Source organism: Enterobacter sp. WPR_3_1 (assembly GCF_003635055.1).
In the GTDB taxonomy this organism is placed as follows: domain Bacteria; phylum Pseudomonadota; class Gammaproteobacteria; order Enterobacterales; family Enterobacteriaceae; genus Enterobacter; species Enterobacter ludwigii.
In genome coordinates this window covers 626410-646677 of record NZ_RBXU01000009.1, presented here as the reverse complement: position 1 = coordinate 646677, position 20268 = coordinate 626410, and the positions used below count along the sequence as shown (strand labels likewise).

Genomic DNA, 20268 nt, shown 5'->3' with positions numbered 1-20268 from the left:
ATGAGTCTGAACCTGGTAAGTGAACATTTGCTCGCAGCGAACGGCCTGAGCCATCAGGACCTGTTCTCCATTCTTGGTCAACTGACCGAACGCCGTCTCGACTACGGCGATCTCTATTTCCAGTCGAGCTATCACGAATCCTGGGTTTTAGAAGACAGCATCATTAAAGATGGCTCTTATAACATTGACCAGGGTGTCGGTGTACGTGCCGTCAGCGGCGAGAAAACCGGTTTTGCTTATGCCGACCAGATTAGCCTGGCCGCACTAGAGCAGAGCGCGCTGGCTGCGCGGACTATCGTGCGCGAAACCGGTGACGGTCGCGTGAAGACGCTGGGTGAAGTGCAGCACTCTGCACTCTATACCAGTATCGATCCCCTGCAGAGCATGAGCCGTGAAGAGAAACTGGATATCCTGCGCCGCGTGGATAAAGTCGCACGCGCTGCGGATAAACGCGTGCAGGAAGTCTCTGCCAGCCTGAGCGGTGTCTATGAACTGATCCTGGTCGCGGCGACAGACGGCACGCTGGCAGCGGATGTGCGTCCGCTGGTACGTCTTTCTGTCAGCGTGCAGGTTGAAGACGACGGTAAGCGTGAGCGCGGTTCAAGCGGTGGCGGCGGTCGTTTTGGTTATGACTGGTTCCTGGGCGATGTTGACGGTGAAGCACGCGCTGACGCGTGGGCAAAAGAGGCCGTGCGCATGGCGCTGGTGAACCTGTCTGCCGTGGCGGCACCCGCCGGTACATTGCCGGTGGTACTCGGCGCAGGCTGGCCTGGCGTGCTGCTGCACGAAGCGGTGGGCCACGGTCTGGAAGGCGATTTTAACCGTCGCGGCACCTCCGTATTCAGCGGCCAGATGGGACAACGCGTCTCTTCTGAACTCTGTACCGTGGTTGATGACGGCACGATGCAGGATCGCCGTGGCTCGATTTCAATCGACGATGAAGGTACGCCCGGGCAGTACAACGTGCTGATCGAAAATGGCGTACTGAAAGGCTACATGCAGGACAAACTCAACGCGCGTCTGATGGGCGTTGCGCCAACGGGCAACGGCCGTCGTGAATCCTACGCGCATCTGCCGATGCCGCGTATGACGAACACTTACATGTTGCCGGGTAAATCCACACCGCAGGAGATCATCGAGTCCGTTGATTACGGCATCTTCGCGCCAAACTTTGGTGGCGGTCAGGTAGATATCACCTCCGGTAAGTTCGTCTTCTCCACTTCAGAAGCGTATCTGATTGAGAAAGGCAAAGTGACCAAAGCGGTGAAGGGGGCGACCCTGATTGGCTCCGGTATTGAAGCCATGCAGCAAATCTCCATGGTCGGTAACGATCTGAAGCTGGATAACGGCGTTGGTGTTTGCGGTAAAGAGGGCCAGAGCCTGCCGGTTGGCGTCGGTCAGCCAACGCTGAAAGTGGATAACCTGACGGTGGGCGGCACCGCCTGACCTGAATCAATCTGAAAAAATGGCGCGACTGTAAAAGTCGCGCCATTTTTTTTAACGTGCGTTACCCAGCGGGATCTCCGGGTCGGGCTCGTGCGTGATGCGGTTGCGTAGGTCACGACGAATGATTTCAATCGACCAGAACCAGATCAAATGCCCCACGATCTCTGAGACGTGTTCGTACCAGGGCAGTTCGAACAGCGGGGGTGTCAGCCCCATCAGCGGGAAGGAGATCATGTGAACAAAAAGCTGTGCTAACGCACCCGCCAGTAAACCTTGCCAGAGTTTAATTTTTGGGAAGACTTCAGCAACTACACAATACCCTACAGCAAAGACGATAGAGAAAATAATATGTGTTACACCGACCGCGTTAAATATATGTCCGGCAAAGGAATAAACCGCGGCGTTAGGGTCAGCAATGCCCAGCCAGTCGCGTAAAAATACATAAGGAGGATTTAAAAAATTGCGGGAACAATCAATCTGACCTGCGGCTCTTATTAATTGCTCCGGTCCGCATGCGCTGGTGAATAAATCGGTAGGGCTTCGCGGCGGAAGCGGCACCTCTGCTCCCCATTTTACGAAGGCGGAGACAATCCCTGCAATCAAACCAATGAACGCGGCGAGTCCATAGCGCCTGCGTGAAGGCGGTGTTTGTTCAAATATATTCATTTCTTTTCCTTGTTTAACGTCATCCTGAGAAATACATTTTATTATTCATATCGGTAACAAATTAATAACAGCCTGACTGTCAGACTGTTTATAAGGTAAGGCGCAGATGGCGGCAGTGTCAATTCGCTATTCCTGGCAGGGGTGAAGGAATATTCCTGAATGACGGTCTGTATCATCCTGGAATATTCATCACAAATATACATTTCGGAAATTAAAGGTTATTCCTTTCATCTTTCGCGCATTCCCTGAAACAACTCCGCCACGTCCACAAAATACTCGGTCAGATAGTTTATGCACACCTGAACCTTGAGCGGCAGTTTGTCTTTCTCGGTGTACAACGCGTACACCGGACGCGGATCGGACTGATAGCGCGGGAAGAGGATCTCCAGTACACCGCTGTTGATCTCGTTGATCACCCACATTAACGGCACATACGCGATCCCGGCGCCGGCCACCAGCCAGCGCGAGATGGTCATCGGATCGTTGGTGACGAACCGTCCTTCCGGCAGCAGTCTGGTGGAAATCCCTTCCGGGGCAATCAGCTCAAATTCATTGTCGGGGCGAACGCTGTACTCCAGCCAGGAGTGGTTGGTGAGATCGGCGGGTTTCTCCGGCACCCCGTACTGAGCCAGATAGCTTTTCGAGGCGCAGACCACCATTGGCATACTGCCCAGCCGCCGGGAGAAGAGGCTGGAGTCCTGCAATGCCCCCACGCGGATCACCACGTCCAGCCCGTCGGCAATCAAGTCCGGGGCGGGAATGCCCGTGACCAGATTGACGGTTAATCCCGGGTACTCTTTCAGCATGTCAGCGGTCATGGCGGCGAGAACATTTTGTGCCATAGTTGAAGAACAACCGATGCGCAGCGTACCGATAGGCGTGTTGTTGAAGGCGTAAAGTTGTTCGTGCACATCCTGCACTTCGAGCAGCATGCGGCGACAACCCTGATAGTAAATCTTACCCGCTTCCGTCAGCCCAATGCTGCGGGTGCTACGGTTGAGTAGCTTGACCTGCAGCTCATCTTCCAGTTTGGACACGGTCTGGCTGATGGAAGAGACGCTCATCTGAAGCTGACGTGCAGCGGCGGTAAAAGAGCCAAGTTCAACCACTTTGGCAAAGACCGACATCCGTTTTAGACGTTCCATTGTTAACTCTGACTTAAAAGTGATTTAGATCACATATTATAGATAACAGCATAACAGTTACGTTAATATATTATTAATTACATAACGGCTGCGCCATTCTCGCCCGGCGTTTCTTGCTCTCCTGCGGTGGCGTGCGCTAAAAAAGTCTGAAGCCTGCACTCTCTCTAATCAAGGTCAACATGAGTCTGTTTCCCGTTATCGTGGTGTTCGGTTTGTCGTTCCCACCGATATTTTTCGAGCTTCTTTTATCACTGGCGATTTTCTGGCTGGTGCGCAAGGTGCTGGTCCCCACCGGGATCTACGATTTTGTCTGGCATCCTGCATTGTTCAATACCGCGCTGTATTGCTGCCTGTTTTACCTGATATCGCGCATGTTTGTCTGAGGTTGATGTGAAAACGCTAACAAGAAAAATCTCCCGCACTGCCATCACCATGGCGCTCGTTATCCTCGCGTTCATCGCTATTTTCCGCGCCTGGGTCTATTACACTGAATCACCGTGGACGCGTGATGCACGCTTTAGCGCTGATGTCGTGGCAATCGCCCCCGACGTGGCGGGTCTCATCACTGCGGTCAATGTCCACGATAACCAGCTGGTGAAAAAAGATCAGGTACTGTTCACCATCGACCAGCCGCGTTATCAGAAAGCGTTAGAAGAAGCCGAAGCGGATGTGGCCTATTATCAGGCGCTGGCTTCCGAGAAACGCCGTGAGGCAGGTCGCCGTAACCAACTGGGTGTTCAGGCGATGTCCCGCGAAGAGATTGACCAGTCCAATAACGTCCTGCAAACCGTGCTGCATCAGCTGGCCAAAGCGCAAGCGACGCGCGATCTTGCCCGGCTCGATCTTGAGCGCACCGTGATCCGCGCACCAGCCGATGGCTGGATCACCAACCTGAATGTTTATGCCGGGGAGTTTATCACCCGCGGCTCAACCGCCGTGGCGCTGGTTAAACAGAACTCCTTCTACGTGCTCGCCTATATGGAAGAGACCAAACTGGAAGGCGTGCGTCCGGGGTTCCGGGCTGAAATTACGCCGCTTGGCAGCAACCGAGTGCTGAAAGGTACCGTCGACAGCGTAGCCGCGGGGGTCACTAACTCCAGCAGCTCTAACGATACTAAAGGGATGGCGACGGTGGATTCCAACCTGGAATGGGTACGTCTGGCTCAGCGTGTGCCGGTGCGTATCCACCTGGATGAACAGCAGGGCAATCTGTGGCCTGCCGGGACCACGGCGACGGTGGTGATCACCGGTGAAAAAGACCGTGACGCCAGCCAGGACTCCATCTTCCGTAAAATTGCCCATCGCCTGCGCGAGTTTGGTTAATCGTTATGGGTATCTTTTCCATCGCCAGCCAGCACATTCGCTTCGCCGTTAAGCTGGCGTGTGCCATTGTGCTGGCGCTGTTTGTCGGCTTCCACTTTCAGCTGGAAACCCCCCGCTGGGCCGTACTGACGGCGGCGATTGTGGCGGCAGGGCCTGCCTTTGCTGCGGGCGGGGAACCTTACTCCGGGGCGATCCGCTACCGTGGGATGCTGCGCATCATTGGGACATTTATTGGCTGTTTCGCCGCACTGACCATCATCATATTGATGATCCGCACGCCGCTGCTGATGCTGATGGTGTGCTGTATCTGGGCGGGCTTTTGTACCTGGCTCTCGTCGCTGGTGAAAGTGGAGAACTCCTACGCCTGGGGTCTGGCCGGTTATACCGCGCTGATTATTATCATCACCATTCAAAGCGAACCGCTGCTTGCCCCGCAGTTTGCCGTAGAGCGCTGCAGTGAGATTGTCATCGGTATTGTCAGTGCCATTGTCGCTGACCTGCTTTTCTCTCCTCGCTCCATTAAGCAGGAAGTGGATCGTGAACTGGATGCGCTGATTGTTGCCCAGTATCAGTTGATGCAGCTCTGTATTAAGCATGGTGACAGCGAAGAGGTGGATAAAGCCTGGAGCGCTCTGGTGCGCCGCACCACGGCGCTGGAAGGAATGCGCAGCAATCTGAACATGGAGTCTTCGCGCTGGGCCCGTGCCAACCGCCGCCTTAAAGCCATCAACACCGTCTCCTTAACGCTGATTACCCAGGCGTGTGAAACCTATCTGATCCAAAACACCCGCCCGGACGCGGTAACCGATACCTTCCGCGAGCTGTTTGCTGAGCCGGTGGAAACCGTGCAGGACGTACACAAACAGCTTAAACGCATGCGCCGGGTCATTGCCTGGACCGGGGATCGTGATACGCCAGTGACGATCTATACCTGGGTCGGGGCCGCGACGCGCTACCTGTTGCTGAAACGCGGTGTGATCAGTAACACCAAAATCAGCGCGGTGGAGGAAGAGGTGCTGCAGGGTGAAGTGGTGATCAAGGCAGAATCCGCCGAACGCCATCACGCGATGGTTAACTTCTGGCGAACAACGCTTGCCTGTATGCTCGGCACGCTGTTCTGGCTGTGGACCGGCTGGACCTCCGGCAGCGGCGCGATGGTGATGATCGCCGTCGTTACCGCGTTGGCGATGCGTCTTCCGAATCCGCGCATGGTGGCCATTGATTTCCTGTTCGGCACAATTGCTGCACTGCCGATTGGCGCGTTCTATTTTCTGGTGATCATTCCCTCGACCCAGCAGAGCATGTTACTGCTCTGTATTAGCCTCGCGGTGATGGCGTTCTTTATCGGAATCGAAGTGCAAAAACGTCGGCTGGGTTCATTGGGTGCCCTGGCCAGTACGATTAACATCATTGTGCTGGATAACCCGATGACCTTCCATTTCAGCCAGTTCTTAGACAGCGCTTTAGGTCAGCTGGTGGGTTGTTTCCTGGCGATGATGGTCATTCTGCTGGTGCGGGATAACTCTCAGGCACGGACGGGCCGCGTGCTGTTGAATCAGTTTGTCTCGGCTGCCGTGTCGTCCATGACCACCAATACCGCGCGTCGCAAAGAGAACCACCTGCCGGCGCTCTATCAGCAGCTGTTTTTACTGCTGAACAAGTTCCCGGGTGACATCGCCAAATTCCGTCTGGCGTTGACCATGATTATCGCGCACCAGCGTTTGCGTAATGCCCCCGTGCCCATCAATGACGATCTGTCGGCTTTCCACCGCCAGCTGCGTCGGACGGCCGATCACGTGCTTTCCGCCTCCAGCGATGACAAACGACGTCGTTACTTTAAGCAATTGCTTGAAGAGCTGGATATCTACCAGGAGAAGCTGAAAGTCTGGGAAGCACCGCCTCAGGTGACAGAGCCGGTAGGACGGCTGGTGTTTATGCTGCATCGCTATCAGAACGCCCTTACGGATAACTGACTGAAGTAAAAAAGCCGACGCCAAAAGCGTCGGTTTTTTTGTGGCTATACTTATTCCAGCATGCTCTTACATTCAGGAAGGGAGGACACATGACAACCCAGGCGCTTCAGGATAATCACCTTTTTCAGACCGGTTATCTGGTCAACGGCATATGGAAAACGCTGGACACGACGTTTGATGTGCTGAACCCGGCTACCGGTGAGGTCATCGCCAGAGTAGCCAAAGCCGGCAAAGCAGAAACCGAAGACGCCATTGCCGCGGCGGCCAAAGCTTTCCCGGCATGGCGCGCCAAAACCGCGAAAGCGCGTTCGGCAATTCTCTACCGCTGGTACGAACTGATCATTGAGAACAAAAGCTGGCTCGGGCGTTTAATGACCACCGAACAGGGCAAGCCCCTGAAAGAAGCGGAAGGCGAGGTGGAATACGCCGCGAGTTTTATCCAGTGGTTCGCCGAAGAGGCCAAGCGCGCGAACGGTGAAATTATTCCACCGATCAAACCGGGCTCCCGCATCCTGGCGACCCGCGAGCCCATCGGCGTGGTCGCGGCGATTACGCCGTGGAACTTCCCGATGGCCATGCTCACCCGTAAATTAGGTCCGGCGCTGGCGGCAGGGTGTACCGGGGTAATCAAACCGGCAAATAACACACCTCTCAGCGCCTTCGCGCTGCTTACGCTGGCAAAACAGGCCGGTGTACCGGATGGGGTACTCAACGCCGTAGCCGGGAATACGCATGAAATCAGTGACGCGATTATGGCGAGCCATGAGGTGCGGAAAATCTCCTTTACCGGCTCGACTTCCGTCGGCAAAACGCTGGTGCGTAACGCCGCAGAAACCATGAAGAAAGTGTCGATGGAGCTGGGGGGCAATGCGCCGTATATCGTCTTTGAAGATGCGGATATCGAGGCTGCCGTTAAAGGGGCTATCGCCAATAAATTCCGCAATGCCGGCCAGGTCTGCGTCAGCGTTAACCGTTTCTATATTCAGGAAACCGTCTACGACAAATTTGTGAATAAGCTTGCCGATGCGGTGAAGGCCCTGAAGGTCGGGAATGGTCTGGAAGAGGGCGTCATCGTGGGGCCGCTGATCGAATCCTCCGCCGTCGATAAGGTGCGTGAACACGTTGAAGATGCCGTGGCCCGGGGTGCGACCGTTCTGGCGGGCGGTAAACCCCATTCGCTTGGCGGCAATTTCTGGATGCCAACTGTCCTGGGCGATTGCCATGAAGGCATGAAACTGGCTGAAGAAGAGACGTTTGGCCCGGTTGCGGCCTGCTTCCGTTTTACCTCGGAAGATGAGGTTATCCAGCGTGCCAACAACACGCCATATGGCCTGGCGGCTTACTTCTATACCCAAAATCTGGCACGTGTCTTCCGCGTGTCGCAGGCCATCGAAAGCGGGATGATAGGAATTAACGAATGTGCCGTCTCCACAGAGCTGGGGCCGTTTGGTGGGGTAAAAGAGTCTGGCCTTGGGCGTGAAGGGTCCGTGCTCGGGCTGGAAGAGTATCTGGAAGTCAAAACCCTGCATATTGGGGGATTATAATAATCAGGGCGGCGCAGGCCGCTCGCCTGGACTGGGTGACTGGCAATGAAAACCTATACCTTTGATTTTGACGAGATCGACAGTCAGGATGACTTCTATCGTGAATTTATCCGGGTGTTTGATCTTGAACGGGAAAGCGTCACCAATCTGGACACGCTGTGGGACGTGGTGACCGGCAGCCTGCTGCCGTTACCGCTGGAAATTGAGTTTATCCATCTGCCTGAAAAGTTGCGCAGACGGTTTGGCGCACTCATTTTGCTGTTTGATGAAGCGGAAGAAGAGCTGGAAGGGCAGCTACGTTTCAACGCGCGTCATTGATCAAGCCATAAAAAAGCCCCTGACCAGAAGGCCAGGGGCAAGTCGTATGATGAGATACGACGAGGGTTTATTTATACAGTTGAGCCGTTGCATGCCAGTGGTCACCCTGATTCAGCTCGGTGACGCGATAGCTGCTGGCGCCTGCTTTTTCAGCTTTAGCGGCCAGTGCCTGACGGATATCCATTGGAGAGCCGGTAACGGACGTCACAGACACACTCCCCATAGACTGCAGATTCTGCGCCTGGTCAGCATTCACTTGCTGTACGGCGGCACTTGCGCCGAAAGAGAGAACGGATGCCAGACCGAGGGTTGCGATGATGAATTTGGTTTTCATAGTTTTTGCTCCTGAATAGGGTTTTTGCTCAACGGCGAGAAGGGTTGAACTGCTATTTTTATGCCTGGTGCCGTTGAGTAGAGATTTTGGTCTTCAGTTATTACTAAAACTTATTTGTACAGCTCAGCGGTTGCGTGCCAGTGGTCACCTGAACGCGCTTCAATGATGCGATAAGATGACGCACCTTGTTCTTCCGCTTTTTTGTTCAGCATCTCATGCATGTCCATTGGAGACGTGCCGATTGCGCCGACAGAAACCGTACCGATTGCCTGGCGGGATTGTGCCTGCTCGGCATTGATAGCGTCAGCGGCGAAAGCACCGAATGACAGGACAGACAGGACGCTGAGCGCCGCTACAGTAGTTTTGATTTTCATGATTCTTTACCTCGTCGAATTTTTAGTGGGGTCTTTGTTTCGTGACCCTCATCACAAAATCAAGTATACACTAATAACGGTAAAAATTAATACCAGACTAATTGTTTCTGTTGTTATTACGTATTAACTAGCCTGTTTTTTATAACCTAATGGCATAAAATTGTACATTTACTGTTCAATGTGTGGCTGTATATCTAAGAAAATCATATGGATATCAGCTTTTGATTTTTTGTGCGATTTTTTGATTTATCATTCACCAAGTGAATGTTAATGAGCGGTAAAAAGCACTATTTGTTAAAGTAAAGGGCGGGATAAAACAGGGGGAAATGCGGCAGAAGCAGAATGATCCCCGTAGCAGGACGCCACGGGGAGGGTAATCAGAGTTCCTGCTCGAACAGATCCAGAATTGCTTCGTAGAGATCTTTCACTGAGAAGCCATTGGCGGGGGTAGTGAAGATGGTATCGTCACCCGCAATCGTCCCAAGGATGCCTTTAGGCTTACCCAGCGAGTCCAGCATACGTGCAATCAACTGTGCAGCACCCGGGCTGGTATGGATCACAACAACGGCATCGTTGTAATCGATATCGAGAACCAGATTCTTCAACGGGCTGGAGGTGGTTGGCACGCCAAGTTCTGCAGGCAGGCAGTAGACCATCTCCATTTTGGCGTTACGCGTACGTACCGCACCAAATTTGGTTAACATGCGGGAGACTTTCGACTGGTTGATGTTATCGAAGCCTTGTTCCTGTAAAGCCTGAACAATTTCTCCCTGAGAACTGAATATCTCTTCTTTGAGTAGCGCTTTAAACGCCTTCACTAAATCTTCTTGCTTAGACGAGCTTCGCATAAGTCACCCGGAATATGACGAAAGAAACAACATTATTATGCATGTGGATGAATTTTTATGCAAATTATCTGCCAGCGGTTAGGCTGAAATAATGTTATGAAAGGGAGTGATTTTATCAGATTTCGTTATCAGAAAACATGCCTGGGTCACGGCAAGCAAATAAGCTTAAAAGTAAATTAAATGTTATCAAAATGATGTTGTTTTGGTGGCGTGGCAGGGTGTATTGTAACCCCCTCTTAATTCGTTGTCGTCTGTCGTCAGATAGTCTTCTGGTGAGAGATAAAGTCGCGCGACCTCAAATTATTTAGTGACGAAAATTGTAATTAATTACCTGCTGAATTATGGTCGCCGCAACGGAGTTACAGATACTTAAGTTAACCATAATAAGGAGTTTAGGATGAAAGTCGCAGTCCTCGGCGCTGCTGGTGGTATCGGCCAGGCGCTTGCCCTACTACTGAAAACCCAACTGCCTTCAGGCTCAGAACTCTCCCTGTACGATATTGCTCCGGTAACCCCAGGTGTGGCGGTTGACCTGAGCCACATCCCGACAGCTGTGAAAATCAAAGGCTTCTCCGGTGAAGATGCTCGTCCTGCCCTGCAGGGCGCGGACGTGGTGCTGATCTCCGCTGGCGTGGCGCGTAAGCCAGGCATGGATCGTTCAGACCTGTTCAACGTCAACGCGGGTATTGTGAAAAACCTGGTGCAGCAGATTGCTGAAACCTGCCCGAAAGCGTGCATTGGTATCATCACCAACCCGGTGAACACCACGGTTGCTATCGCGGCAGAAGTGCTGAAAAAAGCCGGTGTTTACGACAAGAACAAACTTTTCGGCGTGACCACGCTGGACATCATCCGTTCCAACACCTTTGTGGCTGAACTGAAAGGCAAACAGCCTTCAGAAGTTGAAGTGCCGGTTATCGGCGGTCACTCTGGTGTCACCATTCTGCCTCTGCTGTCGCAGATCCCTGGTGTAAGCTTCACCGAGCAGGAAGTGGCTGATCTGACCAAACGTATCCAGAACGCGGGCACCGAAGTGGTGGAAGCGAAGGCGGGTGGCGGTTCTGCAACCCTGTCTATGGGTCAGGCGGCGGCACGTTTTGGTCTGTCACTGGTTCGTGCACTGCAGGGCGAGAAAGGCGTTGTTGAATGCGCGTATGTTGAAGGCGACGGCGAACACGCTCGTTTCTTCTCTCAGCCGCTGCTGCTGGGTAAAAACGGTATCGAAGAACATCAGCCGATTGGCAAGCTGAGCGCGTTTGAACAGAACGCGATGGAAGGCATGCTGGATACGCTGAAGAAAGATATCACTCTGGGCGAAGAGTTCGTTAACAAGTAAAACGGATGTCCCCACAGGCCGGGTAAGCCGTCATGCCGCCCGGCAAAAAAAACGGAGCAATGCGCTCCGTTTTTTTATGCCTGTCAGTTGGTGGCCGGGTATTCCTGAATCGTCACCTGCAGCGTCAGCTTCTTATCGTTACGCATGACTTCAACCGGGATGATAGAGCCAGGACGGATCTCCGCAACCTGATCCATGGTCTCCAGCGCCGATACCGCTGGTATGCCGTTGACCGACACGATGACATCATTAACCTGAATTCCCGCGTTAGCCGCCGGGCCGCCAGGCGACACTTCGTTGACCACGATGCCCTGAATCTGATCGATTCCACCGCCCTGCGAATGCATAGGCGCAATTTCACGACCGCCAATACCAATATAACCGCGGATCACACGGCCATCGCGGATCAGCTTATCCATGATCTTGGTCGCCAGCTGGAATGGAATGGCGAACCCAATCCCTTCCGGCGTCTCACCGTCATTGCTCTTATCGAACGAGAGTGTATTGATACCCATCAGTTCGCCCAGCGAGTTGACCAGCGCACCGCCGGAGTTACCGTGGTTGATGGACGCATCGGTTTGCAGGAAGTTCTGCCGTCCCGACGGGTTGAGGCCAATGCGACCGGTGGCGCTGATAATCCCCTGCGTGATCGTCTGACCCAGGTTATAAGGGTTACCGATAGCCAGCACGACGTCGCCAATATGAGGGGTTCGTTTACGGTTGATAGGAATAACCGGTAAACCGCCCGTGGCGTTGATCTTCAAAACAGCCAGGTCAGTCAGGCTATCCGAGCCCACCAGCAGGGCCTCAAACACGCGGCCATCCTGCAGGGCAACGATGATCTGGTCGGCATCGTTAATCACGTGTTTGTTGGTAATGATGTAGCCGCGCTCGTCCATAATTACCCCGGAGCCGAGAGTGCGGATCTCCAGCTGGTTATGGGCTGAGCTATTGAGGCCACGGTTATAAACGTTAACCACGGCAGGCGCGGCACGGCGAACGGCCTGGTTGTAGGTCGCAGGCGTTTCATCCGCACTGTCGAACTGAGGCGCCGACAGCTTATTGAACTGGCGTAAAGACGGCATGACGACCAGCAGCAGGCCGGCAACAATCAAACCGATGACAATTGAACGAAAGAGCTTTAAAAGCATGATGCGCGTGTCGTTAATAAAGGAACGATTTGCAGCATAACATGAGTTATCCGGACATCACACGCAGCGGTGATGTCCGGAATCGCAAATGCTTAGCGCAACAGAATATAGATAGACTCGTTGCCGCGCATAACCTGCAGGGCAATGACCGCCGGTTTGCTTTCCAGCACCTTGCGCAGTTCTGCGATGGATTGCACGCGATTGCGGTTCACGCCGATGATCACATCATCCTGATGCAATCCGGCCTGCGCGGCAGGGCTGCTCTTCTCGACGGTATCGACGCTAATCCCTTTCGTCCCGTCTTTCAGCTGCCCATCGCTCAGCGTTGCCCCTTGCAGCGCCGGGGCGATAAGCTCCGCGCTGGCAGAGGATGAGGTGCTCTTATCAAGCGTCACTTCGACATCCAGCGGCTTACCATCACGAATCAGGCCTAACTTCACTTTGGCACCCGGTTCGGTGGTGGCAATACGCGAGCGCAGTTCCGCAAAGCTGCTCAGCGGTTTATCGTTCAGGCTGACAATCACATCGCCCGACTTCACGCCAGCTTTTGCCGAGCCGGAGTTTGGCAGCACTTCACTGACAAACGCACCGCGCTGCACATTGATGTTGAACGCTTTCGCGATGTCAGCGCTCATCTCCATCCCTTTGATGCCCAACAGCCCGCGTTTGACCTCACCGAACTGAATGAGCTGCTGCGCCAGCGTTTTGGCCATATTGCTGGGGATAGCAAAACCGATGCCGATACTGCCGCCGCCCGGCGCCAGGATAGCGGTGTTAATCCCAATCAGCTCGCCGTTGAGATTGAGCAATGCCCCGCCGGAGTTCCCGCGGTTAATTGAGGCGTCGGTCTGGATAAAGTTTTCCAGGCCTTCCAGATTCAGACCGCTGCGACCCAGCGCCGAGATTATCCCGGAGGTAGCGGTTTGCCCTAAACCAAACGGATTCCCCACGGCGACAGCAAAATCACCAACACGCAGTTTATCGGAGTCCGCAATGGCAATCTGAGTCAAATTGCTCGGGTTTTGCACCTGCAGCAGCGCGATGTCGCTCTGGTCATCGCCGCCAATCAGTTTGGCCTCAAACTCACGCCCATCGTTCAGCTGTACGCTGATTTTATCGGCCTGACTGATAACATGATTGTTGGTCAGAATATAACCTTTGGCCGCATCAATAATGACGCCAGAACCCAGACCTTCAAAAGGCTGCGCCTGCTGGTCGGGCGACTCATCGCCAAAATATTTTTTCAGTTCTTCAGGTACGCGTTGATTTTGTAATGCCGTGCCTTCTACCTGCACGCTCACTACCGCAGGCAGAACTTTTTCCAGCATTGGCGCAAGACTTGGAATTGCCGCCTGGCCGGGTACCTGGGAAGGCAGGGCGGCAGATGCAGGGAAGGACGCCGAGAGAGATAACCCGACACTTAACGCTATAGCGCTCAACAGCTGGTTTTTTTTCTTCATCGATGCTGACTCTCGTAACCTGGAATAAAGGAAAAACGGCCCTAAAACACGTTGATGTTATTGAATTTTAAACCGCTGAACAATGAAGTGCTTACTCAATAATAGCTGGGGTCATGAAGAAAGGACGGGCGCAATAGCAGCGCCCGTAAAATAAATTCAGGTTGTGCGATTAATCGCGTTTTGCACCGCCGCGCAGCAGGCCAGACGCGCCATCTGAATAGTCGCGTGGCATCTGAACAGGGGCCTGATCGTTACCGGCTTCAGAGTCGGCCAGACGGTTACGGAATGGATTGGATTCCGCGGTCATTTCTGGCAGCAGGCTGCTGGAGCTTTTTGCCATATGTTGATAGAGCTGACGATAGTCGGTCGCCATGTTGTCCAGCAGCTCGGCGCTACGGGCAAAGTGGCTGACCAGCTCTTCACGATACTCTTCCAGTTCGGCTTTGTTCTTTTCCAGTTCGTACTGCAGTGACTGCTGCTGACGCAATTTGCGATTACCGAAACGCATGGCCACAGCACCAATGACGATGCCGACGACTAAACCGATTAGCGCATATTCCCAGGTCATGAACTTCTCCCGTTGTCTTGTTGTTCCGTAGGGTGTTGGCTCGGCTCCTGCCTGTGCCTGATATTGCCACTATAACCGCTATTTCCGCAGAAGTGGAATCCTGACGTATCATCGCGTAGTGTAGAACGGCCTTTTTTTCATCAGTCACGTCTGCTGGTGAGTATTATTTGAAGGAATAACAATACGTTTATGCAAAACCTGTCCCCTGCATCGCGATACCAACTTGCCCTTAATGAGGGTACACATCAGCCGGATGACGTTCAGCGTGAAGCGGTGAATCGTCTGGATACGATTTATCAGGAGCTCACGGCAAAACCTGCAGAGGGTGAACAGAGCAGTGGGTTAAAGGCGGCTCTGGGGCGGTTGCTCGGAAAAAAAGAGCCACAGACTCATGCGCCGGTGCGCGGTTTGTATATGTGGGGCGGCGTCGGGCGCGGGAAAACCTGGCTGATGGACCTCTTTTATCTGAGCCTGCCGGGTACCCGTAAGCAGCGTCTGCATTTCCACCGCTTTATGCTGCGGGTTCATGAAGAGCTGACGGCACTGCAGGGCAAAAGCGATCCGCTGGAGATTGTGGCCGACAGGTTCAAGGCGGAAACGGACATACTCTGTTTTGACGAGTTTTTTGTCTCCGATATTACCGACGCCATGCTGCTGGGTGGCCTGATGAAAGCGCTGTTCGCGCGCGGGATAACGCTGGTGGCGACCTCGAATATCCCGCCGGATGAGCTTTACCGCAATGGCCTGCAGCGCGCGCGTTTCCTGCCCGCTATTGATGCCATCAAACAGCACTGCGACATCATGAATGTTGATGCCGGGGTGGATTACCGCCTGCGTACCTTAACTCAGGCGCATCTGTGGCTCTCTCCCTTAAACGATGAGACCACGCAGCAGATGGATAAACTGTGGCTGGCGCTGGCGGGGGCAAAACGGGCTCATGCCCCTGAGCTCGAGATTAACCATCGCCCGCTGCAAACCCTGGGTGTCGAAAATCAAACCCTGGCCGTCTCCTTTGCAACGCTCTGTGTGGATGCCCGCAGCCAGCATGACTACATCGCGCTCTCGCGTTTGTTCCATACCGTGATGCTGCTCAACGTGCCGGTCATGACGCCGCTGATGGAAAGCGAAGCGCGCCGCTTCATTGCGCTGGTCGATGAGTTCTATGAGCGTCACGTGAAGCTTGTGGTCAGCGCCGAGGTACCTTTATATGAGGTGTATAAAGGCGAGCGGCTGAAGTTTGAGTTCCAGCGCTGTCTGTCGCGCCTGCAGGAGATGCAAAGCGAGGAGTATCTTAAGCTTCAGCATATGCCATAAATGCGACCTTCTCCCCGTGGGAGAGGGGCTGGGGGTGAGGGCGGCAGACCGCAAAAACCTTACCCCCGAAAAACCCGCCTCGAATCACATTTAAGGGTCGATCTTTGACCTCAACTTCTCTATAATCTTGCGACCCCACGTTACGAGAAGGTTTTTTTCCCGAAACTTTCTATGTGTCGGCATTAGCTATTCGAAGGGGTAGGTTTGCCGGACTTTGTCGTGTGAACCTCAACTGACTAAACGTTTGGGTGTTCACCAACGTGTAACTTATTATTTGGGTAAGCTTTTAATGAAAACTTTTACAGCTAAACCAGAAACCGTACAGCGCGACTGGTATGTTGTTGACGCGACCGGTAAAACTCTGGGCCGTCTGGCTACTGAACTGGCTCGTCGCCTGCGCGGTAAGCATAAAGCGGAATACACTCCGCACGTTGATACGGGTGATTACATCATCGTTCTGAACGCAGATAAAGTTGCTGTAACCGGCAACAAGCGTACAGACAAAATGTACTACCATCACACTGGCCACATCGGTGGTATCAAAGAAGCGACCTTTGAAGAGATGATTGCTCGCCGTCCTGAGCGTGTGATTGAAATCGCGGTTAAAGGCATGCTGCCAAAAGGCCCGCTGGGTCGTGCTATGTTCCGTAAACTGAAAGTTTACGCAGGTAACGAGCACAACCACGCGGCACAGCAACCGCAAGTTCTTGACATCTAATCGGGATTATAGGCAATGGCTGAAAATCAATACTACGGCACTGGTCGCCGCAAAAGTTCCGCAGCTCGCGTGTTCATCAAACCGGGCAGTGGTAAAATCGTAATCAACCAACGTTCTCTGGAACAGTACTTCGGTCGTGAAACTGCCCGCATGGTAGTTCGCCAGCCGCTGGAACTGGTTGATATGGTAGAAAAACTGGATCTGTACATCACCGTTAAAGGTGGTGGTATCTCCGGTCAGGCAGGTGCGATCCGTCACGGTATCACCCGCGCTCTGATGGAGTACGACGAATCCCTGCGTTCTGAACTGCGTAAAGCTGGCTTCGTTACTCGTGACGCTCGTCAGGTTGAACGTAAGAAAGTGGGTCTGCGTAAAGCACGTCGTCGTCCACAGTTCTCCAAACGTTAATCCTTTTCTGCTTACGCAGAAACGATTGGCGAAAAACCCGCTTCGGCGGGTTTTTTTTTATGGATAATGTGCAGGTTATCCACAGCATCACTGCATATATCTTCTCTTTTTCCACATTTCCAGAATCCCCTCACCACAAAGCCATCAAAATCTGGTAAACTATCATCCAATTTTCTGCCCAAATATCGGTGAATACTCGTTTTTTGTTCGATTCTTGAACAATGTGTTTTCTCTGGGATGGGCGATACAACATCTGGCTGGCCCTGTTTGGGCTGGTAGCAGTAAAAATTCTGAATATACCTGGAGGTTTTCATGGCTGTCGCTGCCAACAAACGTTCGGTAATGACGCTGTTTTCTGGTCCTACTGACATTTATAGCCATCAGGTTCGTATCGTGCTGGCCGAGAAAGGTGTCAGTTTTGAGATCGAGCATGTGGAAAAGGATAACCCGCCTCAGGATCTGATCGATCTCAACCCGAGCCAAAGCGTACCGACGCTGGTGGATCGCGAGCTGACCCTGTGGGAATCCCGTATCATTATGGAATATCTGGATGAGCGTTTCCCGCATCCACCACTGATGCCTGTTTACCCTGTTGCACGTGGTGAAAGCCGCCTGTACATGCAGCGTATCGAAAAAGACTGGTACACGCTGATGAACGTTATCGTCAACGGCTCCTCTTCTGAAGCAGACGCTGCACGTAAGCAACTGCGTGAAGAGCTGCTGGCGATTGCCCCTGTGTTTGGTCAGAAACCATTCTTCCTGAGCGATGAGTTCAGCCTGGTAGATTGCTACCTGGCGCCATTGCTGTGGCGTCTGCCAACCCTGGGCGTAGAGTTCAGCGGTCCGGGCGCGAAAGAGCTGAAGGGCTACATGACTCGCGTATTTGAACGCGATTCTTTCCTGGCATCTTTAACTGAACCGGAACGTGAAATGCGTCTCGGCCGAGGCTAATGACTGTGGAAATGTCACAACTTACCCCACGCCGTCCGTATCTGCTGCGCGCCTTCTATGAATGGCTGCTGGATAACCAGCTCACGCCGCACCTGGTTGTGGATGTGACGTTGCCGGGCGTGCAGGTTCCTATGGAATATGCACGTGACGGGCAGATCGTACTGAACATCGCGCCGCGCGCGGTGGGTAACCTTGAACTGGCCAACGACGAAGTGCGCTTTAACGCGCGTTTCGGCGGTGTGCCGCGTCAGGTTTCTGTACCGCTGGCTGCGGTGCTGGCGATTTATGCGCGTGAAAACGGTGCAGGCACCATGTTTGAGCCGGAAGCGGCTTATGACGAGGATGTTGTCGGCCTGAATGACGAAAACGGCGCTTCGGAAAACGAAAGCGAAACGCTGATGTCGGTCATTGAGGGGGACAAGCCCGATCACAATGACGATCCTGATGACGATCCGCCGCCGCGCGGAGGCCGTCCGGCACTGCGCGTTGTGAAGTAGTAAAAGCATTTTTATCGACTATCCAGTTAGTTATTCAGACTAGCTGGATTTTTTTTATGTCTTTTTATGTCAAAACGTTTAATAAAGTAAATTATATACATCCCTTCTTTTTTGCCTGCCCCCACCGTTCGGATAATTTCAAGCTATATCTCCGCTGAATATAATATGTCGTTTTAAAGCTATATGCACTCTTATAAATAAATATCACTTATTGATAACGTTATTCTAAATCCATAAATTAATTTTTCTAAATTGCTTGTATTTATAAAGATTATATTATCTACGCATGCTCTCAAGCATGACGATAAACAGTATGGGGTAAATTTATTTATCCCTGCTGTATTTAATATTGCAATTACTCATATGTTAAGGAATAACAAGTGAAAAAGGTTTTACTCGCTACTGCGCTCTCTCTCTGTGTGACATCCGCTTTTGCGGCTAACCCGACTGCCGTTCTGAAAGTTAAAGGTACGCTGACTAATTCAGCCTGTACGCCTCAGTTAAGCAACGGCGGAACGGTTGACTACGGCACAGTTAGTTTGGGTGGTTTAAGCTCAACGGCAGTTAACCAGCTGGGCCAGAAAGACATCGATCTGACTATTACCTGCACCGCAGCAACAAAAGTGTCCTGGAATATGATTGACGATCGCGCTGATTCTAACGCGAAACTCACCGTTGAGAATGGCATGTTTGGTGGTGGTTCTAATTCGTCTGAAAGCCAGACTTACGGTGTAGGTAAAACAACAGGTGCCACACCAGTGAACATCGGAACTTACTCGCTGTTCGTTAAAACTGACAGCGTAATGGCTGACGGCGCTAAAGTTGACCCAATTTACCAGCAGAATGCTACGGGTAACTGGTCGAAGAGCACCAACGGTACAACTCAGGGCGATAACTATCGTGATTTCACCGTTGCAACTGTTGGCACCCTGGCTCCACTGGCGTTCCAGACCGCAATCTTCCCACTGGTGACCTCTCTGGCGATCCAGGATACCACCACGCTGGCGATCACTGATGACACCCAGCTTGATGGTCAGGTGACTATCAGCCTGCGTTATCTGTAAGACTTTTAATCGAGTAAACGTAATTTAATTAACCGGAGAGTAAATGCGCTGCATTTACTCTCTTTTTAACGGCGCGATAAACATGGACTGTTCTGTTGTTGCTTTCAAGGAGATATTATTATGCATTGTTTAAAATCTACTTTATTTAACACGCTGATTACTGCCGCGTTATTATCTGCCAGTGTTGCTGTACATGCAGAAGGCATGGTGCCTGAAACCAGTCTATTAATCATTGATGAAGCGACGCACAGTGGAACGATTAACGTCAAGAATACCGATTCGCATCCTTCACTTTTATATACAAATGTCGTTGACCTGCCGGACGATATCGGTCTTAAGCTTATTGCAACGCAGCCGGTGGTACGTCTTGAGCCAGGTCAGACGCAGCAGCTGCGCTTTATTCTTCAGAACAAACAGCCATTGGATGTAGAGCATTATAAACGCGTCACATTCGACGGTATTCCGCCTAAAAACGATGATAAAAAAATAAAGATTGGCATTAACATTCGCCAGGATATCCCCGTGCTTATTCGTCCGGCATCCCTGGGTGTGGTCACTGATGCCTGGAAGTTCCTGAAGTGGTCCTCAAACGGCACATCCGTCACCGTAAACAATCCCAGCAAATATGTGGTCCGTCTTGGGCAGAACGTGATGCTGCTGCCTTCAGGGGTGAGTGCCTCTCTGTCCAAAACCTACATTCTTCCTGGCGAAACGCTAACGGCTGATATGAGTAAGAAAGTCAGTGGTGACAGCAGCGTTAAGTTTTTCCCGGCCAGCCGCTATGGCGTTGAGGTCCCGAGCTTTACGTCGGAATTAAATAAATAAAATAG

Annotated in this window: 23 protein-coding genes; 14 read left to right on the top strand and 9 right to left on the bottom strand. The window is 52.5% G+C overall.

What is annotated here, in order from left to right:
* Positions 1–1446, top strand: a complete 1446-nt coding sequence (tldD, locus tag BJ887_RS11485) for a metalloprotease TldD (protein WP_014171856.1) — start codon at positions 1–3, stop codon at positions 1444–1446.
* A 51-nt stretch (positions 1447–1497) separates the two neighbouring features.
* On the opposite strand, the gene BJ887_RS11480 is transcribed toward tldD, so the two are convergent.
* Both BJ887_RS11480 and aaeR read right to left on the bottom strand, forming a co-directional pair.
* Complete coding sequence (locus tag BJ887_RS11480) at positions 1498–2112, bottom strand: YagU family protein (RefSeq protein WP_049021930.1); 615 nt, start codon at positions 2110–2112, stop codon at positions 1498–1500.
* A gap of 227 nt (positions 2113–2339) precedes the next feature.
* Entirely contained in the window at positions 2340–3257 is a 918-nt protein-coding gene (gene aaeR / locus BJ887_RS11475; RefSeq protein WP_121339888.1) for an HTH-type transcriptional activator AaeR, read from the bottom strand.
* A gap of 179 nt (positions 3258–3436) precedes the next feature.
* On the opposite strand from aaeR, the gene aaeX reads away from it, so the two are divergent.
* The 5 genes from aaeX (at position 3437) to BJ887_RS11450 (ending at position 8415) form a co-directional block, all read left to right on the top strand.
* Positions 3437–3640, top strand: a complete 204-nt coding sequence (gene aaeX, locus BJ887_RS11470) for a p-hydroxybenzoic acid efflux pump operon protein AaeX (protein WP_003860416.1) — start codon at positions 3437–3439, stop codon at positions 3638–3640.
* Between the two features lie 7 nt (positions 3641–3647).
* Positions 3648–4580 (top strand): p-hydroxybenzoic acid efflux pump subunit AaeA, encoded by a 933-nt coding sequence (gene aaeA / locus BJ887_RS11465; protein ID WP_020883509.1) that lies wholly within the window; start codon positions 3648–3650, stop codon positions 4578–4580.
* Between the two features lie 5 nt (positions 4581–4585).
* Positions 4586–6553: a p-hydroxybenzoic acid efflux pump subunit AaeB gene (gene aaeB, locus BJ887_RS11460; protein WP_014171852.1), complete on the top strand. Its 1968-nt coding sequence runs from the start codon at positions 4586–4588 to the stop codon at positions 6551–6553.
* Positions 6554–6642: 89 nt separating this feature from the next.
* Positions 6643–8097 (top strand): NAD-dependent succinate-semialdehyde dehydrogenase, encoded by a 1455-nt coding sequence (locus BJ887_RS11455; protein ID WP_025202906.1) that lies wholly within the window; start codon positions 6643–6645, stop codon positions 8095–8097.
* Positions 8098–8142: 45 nt separating this feature from the next.
* Positions 8143–8415 (top strand): barstar family protein, encoded by a 273-nt coding sequence (locus BJ887_RS11450; RefSeq protein ID WP_014171850.1) that lies wholly within the window; start codon positions 8143–8145, stop codon positions 8413–8415.
* 67 nt (positions 8416–8482) lie between these two features.
* Here BJ887_RS11450 and yhcN (BJ887_RS11445) read toward each other — a convergent pair whose 3' ends face one another.
* From yhcN (BJ887_RS11445) to argR, 3 genes are all read right to left on the bottom strand, one after another.
* Positions 8483–8749, bottom strand: a complete 267-nt coding sequence (yhcN, locus tag BJ887_RS11445; protein WP_014171849.1) for a peroxide/acid stress response protein YhcN — start codon at positions 8747–8749, stop codon at positions 8483–8485.
* Between the two features lie 110 nt (positions 8750–8859).
* The gene (gene yhcN / locus BJ887_RS11440; RefSeq protein WP_014171848.1) at positions 8860–9123 is read right to left on the bottom strand and encodes a peroxide/acid stress response protein YhcN; all 264 of its coding nucleotides are present in this window, start codon (positions 9121–9123) and stop codon (positions 8860–8862) included.
* Positions 9124–9500: 377 nt separating this feature from the next.
* Positions 9501–9971 (bottom strand): transcriptional regulator ArgR, encoded by a 471-nt coding sequence (gene argR, locus BJ887_RS11435; protein ID WP_014171847.1) that lies wholly within the window; start codon positions 9969–9971, stop codon positions 9501–9503.
* Positions 9972–10368: 397 nt separating this feature from the next.
* On the opposite strand from argR, the gene mdh reads away from it, so the two are divergent.
* Positions 10369–11307: a malate dehydrogenase gene (mdh, locus tag BJ887_RS11430; protein WP_014171846.1), complete on the top strand. Its 939-nt coding sequence runs from the start codon at positions 10369–10371 to the stop codon at positions 11305–11307.
* Between the two features lie 83 nt (positions 11308–11390).
* Here the strand turns inward: mdh and degS are convergent, their stop codons facing one another.
* From degS to zapG, 3 genes are all read right to left on the bottom strand, one after another.
* Complete coding sequence (degS, locus tag BJ887_RS11425) at positions 11391–12458, bottom strand: outer membrane-stress sensor serine endopeptidase DegS (RefSeq protein WP_014171845.1); 1068 nt, start codon at positions 12456–12458, stop codon at positions 11391–11393.
* A 92-nt stretch (positions 12459–12550) separates the two neighbouring features.
* Positions 12551–13918 (bottom strand): serine endoprotease DegQ, encoded by a 1368-nt coding sequence (gene degQ / locus BJ887_RS11420; protein WP_014171844.1) that lies wholly within the window; start codon positions 13916–13918, stop codon positions 12551–12553.
* Positions 13919–14087: 169 nt separating this feature from the next.
* The gene (zapG, locus tag BJ887_RS11415; protein WP_014171843.1) at positions 14088–14486 is read right to left on the bottom strand and encodes a Z-ring associated protein ZapG; all 399 of its coding nucleotides are present in this window, start codon (positions 14484–14486) and stop codon (positions 14088–14090) included.
* Positions 14487–14675: 189 nt separating this feature from the next.
* Here zapG and zapE point away from each other — a divergent pair, with 189 nt between their 5' ends.
* The 3 genes from zapE (at position 14676) to rpsI (ending at position 16926) form a co-directional block, all read left to right on the top strand.
* The gene (zapE, locus tag BJ887_RS11410) at positions 14676–15800 is read left to right on the top strand and encodes a cell division protein ZapE (RefSeq protein WP_032679064.1); all 1125 of its coding nucleotides are present in this window, start codon (positions 14676–14678) and stop codon (positions 15798–15800) included.
* A 289-nt stretch (positions 15801–16089) separates the two neighbouring features.
* Positions 16090–16518, top strand: a complete 429-nt coding sequence (rplM, locus tag BJ887_RS11405; protein WP_003860434.1) for a 50S ribosomal protein L13 — start codon at positions 16090–16092, stop codon at positions 16516–16518.
* Between the two features lie 15 nt (positions 16519–16533).
* A complete protein-coding gene (gene rpsI / locus BJ887_RS11400; RefSeq protein ID WP_003860436.1) occupies positions 16534–16926 on the top strand; it encodes a 30S ribosomal protein S9 in 393 nt (130 codons plus the stop codon).
* An 11-nt stretch (positions 16927–16937) separates the two neighbouring features.
* On the opposite strand, the gene BJ887_RS11395 is transcribed toward rpsI, so the two are convergent.
* A complete protein-coding gene (locus tag BJ887_RS11395; RefSeq protein WP_136342246.1) occupies positions 16938–17240 on the bottom strand; it encodes a hypothetical protein in 303 nt (100 codons plus the stop codon).
* Between BJ887_RS11395 and sspA the strand changes: the two genes are divergently transcribed.
* From sspA to BJ887_RS11375, 4 genes are all read left to right on the top strand, one after another.
* Complete coding sequence (gene sspA / locus BJ887_RS11390) at positions 17239–17877, top strand: stringent starvation protein SspA (RefSeq protein WP_014071978.1); 639 nt, start codon at positions 17239–17241, stop codon at positions 17875–17877. The two genes, BJ887_RS11395 and sspA, sit on opposite strands and share 2 nt — an antisense overlap.
* A gap of 5 nt (positions 17878–17882) precedes the next feature.
* Complete coding sequence (gene sspB, locus BJ887_RS11385) at positions 17883–18374, top strand: ClpXP protease specificity-enhancing factor (protein ID WP_025202910.1); 492 nt, start codon at positions 17883–17885, stop codon at positions 18372–18374.
* Positions 18375–18754: 380 nt separating this feature from the next.
* Positions 18755–19438: a DUF1120 domain-containing protein gene (locus BJ887_RS11380; protein WP_121339887.1), complete on the top strand. Its 684-nt coding sequence runs from the start codon at positions 18755–18757 to the stop codon at positions 19436–19438.
* Between the two features lie 120 nt (positions 19439–19558).
* Positions 19559–20263 (top strand): fimbria/pilus chaperone family protein, encoded by a 705-nt coding sequence (locus BJ887_RS11375; protein WP_079231636.1) that lies wholly within the window; start codon positions 19559–19561, stop codon positions 20261–20263.
* Positions 20264–20268 lie beyond the last annotated feature (5 nt).

Coding starts and splice junctions, on each gene's coding strand:
- yhcN (WP_014171848.1), bottom strand. CDS start 9,123: ATGAAAATCAAAACTACTGTAGCGGCGCTCAGCGTCCTGTCTGTCCTG.
- zapE (WP_032679064.1), top strand. CDS start 14,676: ATGCAAAACCTGTCCCCTGCATCGCGATACCAACTTGCCCTTAATGAG.
- BJ887_RS11375 (WP_079231636.1), top strand. CDS start 19,559: ATGCATTGTTTAAAATCTACTTTATTTAACACGCTGATTACTGCCGCG.
- degQ (WP_014171844.1), bottom strand. CDS start 13,918: ATGAAGAAAAAAAACCAGCTGTTGAGCGCTATAGCGTTAAGTGTCGGG.
- tldD (WP_014171856.1), top strand. CDS start 1: ATGAGTCTGAACCTGGTAAGTGAACATTTGCTCGCAGCGAACGGCCTG.
- aaeX (WP_003860416.1), top strand. CDS start 3,437: ATGAGTCTGTTTCCCGTTATCGTGGTGTTCGGTTTGTCGTTCCCACCG.
- yhcN (WP_014171849.1), bottom strand. CDS start 8,749: ATGAAAACCAAATTCATCATCGCAACCCTCGGTCTGGCATCCGTTCTC.
- argR (WP_014171847.1), bottom strand. CDS start 9,971: ATGCGAAGCTCGTCTAAGCAAGAAGATTTAGTGAAGGCGTTTAAAGCG.
- BJ887_RS11395 (WP_136342246.1), bottom strand. CDS start 17,240: ATGAAAACCTCCAGGTATATTCAGAATTTTTACTGCTACCAGCCCAAA.
- BJ887_RS11450 (WP_014171850.1), top strand. CDS start 8,143: ATGAAAACCTATACCTTTGATTTTGACGAGATCGACAGTCAGGATGAC.
- BJ887_RS11480 (WP_049021930.1), bottom strand. CDS start 2,112: ATGAATATATTTGAACAAACACCGCCTTCACGCAGGCGCTATGGACTC.
- rpsI (WP_003860436.1), top strand. CDS start 16,534: ATGGCTGAAAATCAATACTACGGCACTGGTCGCCGCAAAAGTTCCGCA.
- mdh (WP_014171846.1), top strand. CDS start 10,369: ATGAAAGTCGCAGTCCTCGGCGCTGCTGGTGGTATCGGCCAGGCGCTT.
- BJ887_RS11455 (WP_025202906.1), top strand. CDS start 6,643: ATGACAACCCAGGCGCTTCAGGATAATCACCTTTTTCAGACCGGTTAT.
- degS (WP_014171845.1), bottom strand. CDS start 12,458: ATGCTTTTAAAGCTCTTTCGTTCAATTGTCATCGGTTTGATTGTTGCC.
- aaeB (WP_014171852.1), top strand. CDS start 4,586: ATGGGTATCTTTTCCATCGCCAGCCAGCACATTCGCTTCGCCGTTAAG.
- zapG (WP_014171843.1), bottom strand. CDS start 14,486: ATGACCTGGGAATATGCGCTAATCGGTTTAGTCGTCGGCATCGTCATT.
- rplM (WP_003860434.1), top strand. CDS start 16,090: ATGAAAACTTTTACAGCTAAACCAGAAACCGTACAGCGCGACTGGTAT.
- sspA (WP_014071978.1), top strand. CDS start 17,239: ATGGCTGTCGCTGCCAACAAACGTTCGGTAATGACGCTGTTTTCTGGT.
- aaeR (WP_121339888.1), bottom strand. CDS start 3,257: ATGGAACGTCTAAAACGGATGTCGGTCTTTGCCAAAGTGGTTGAACTT.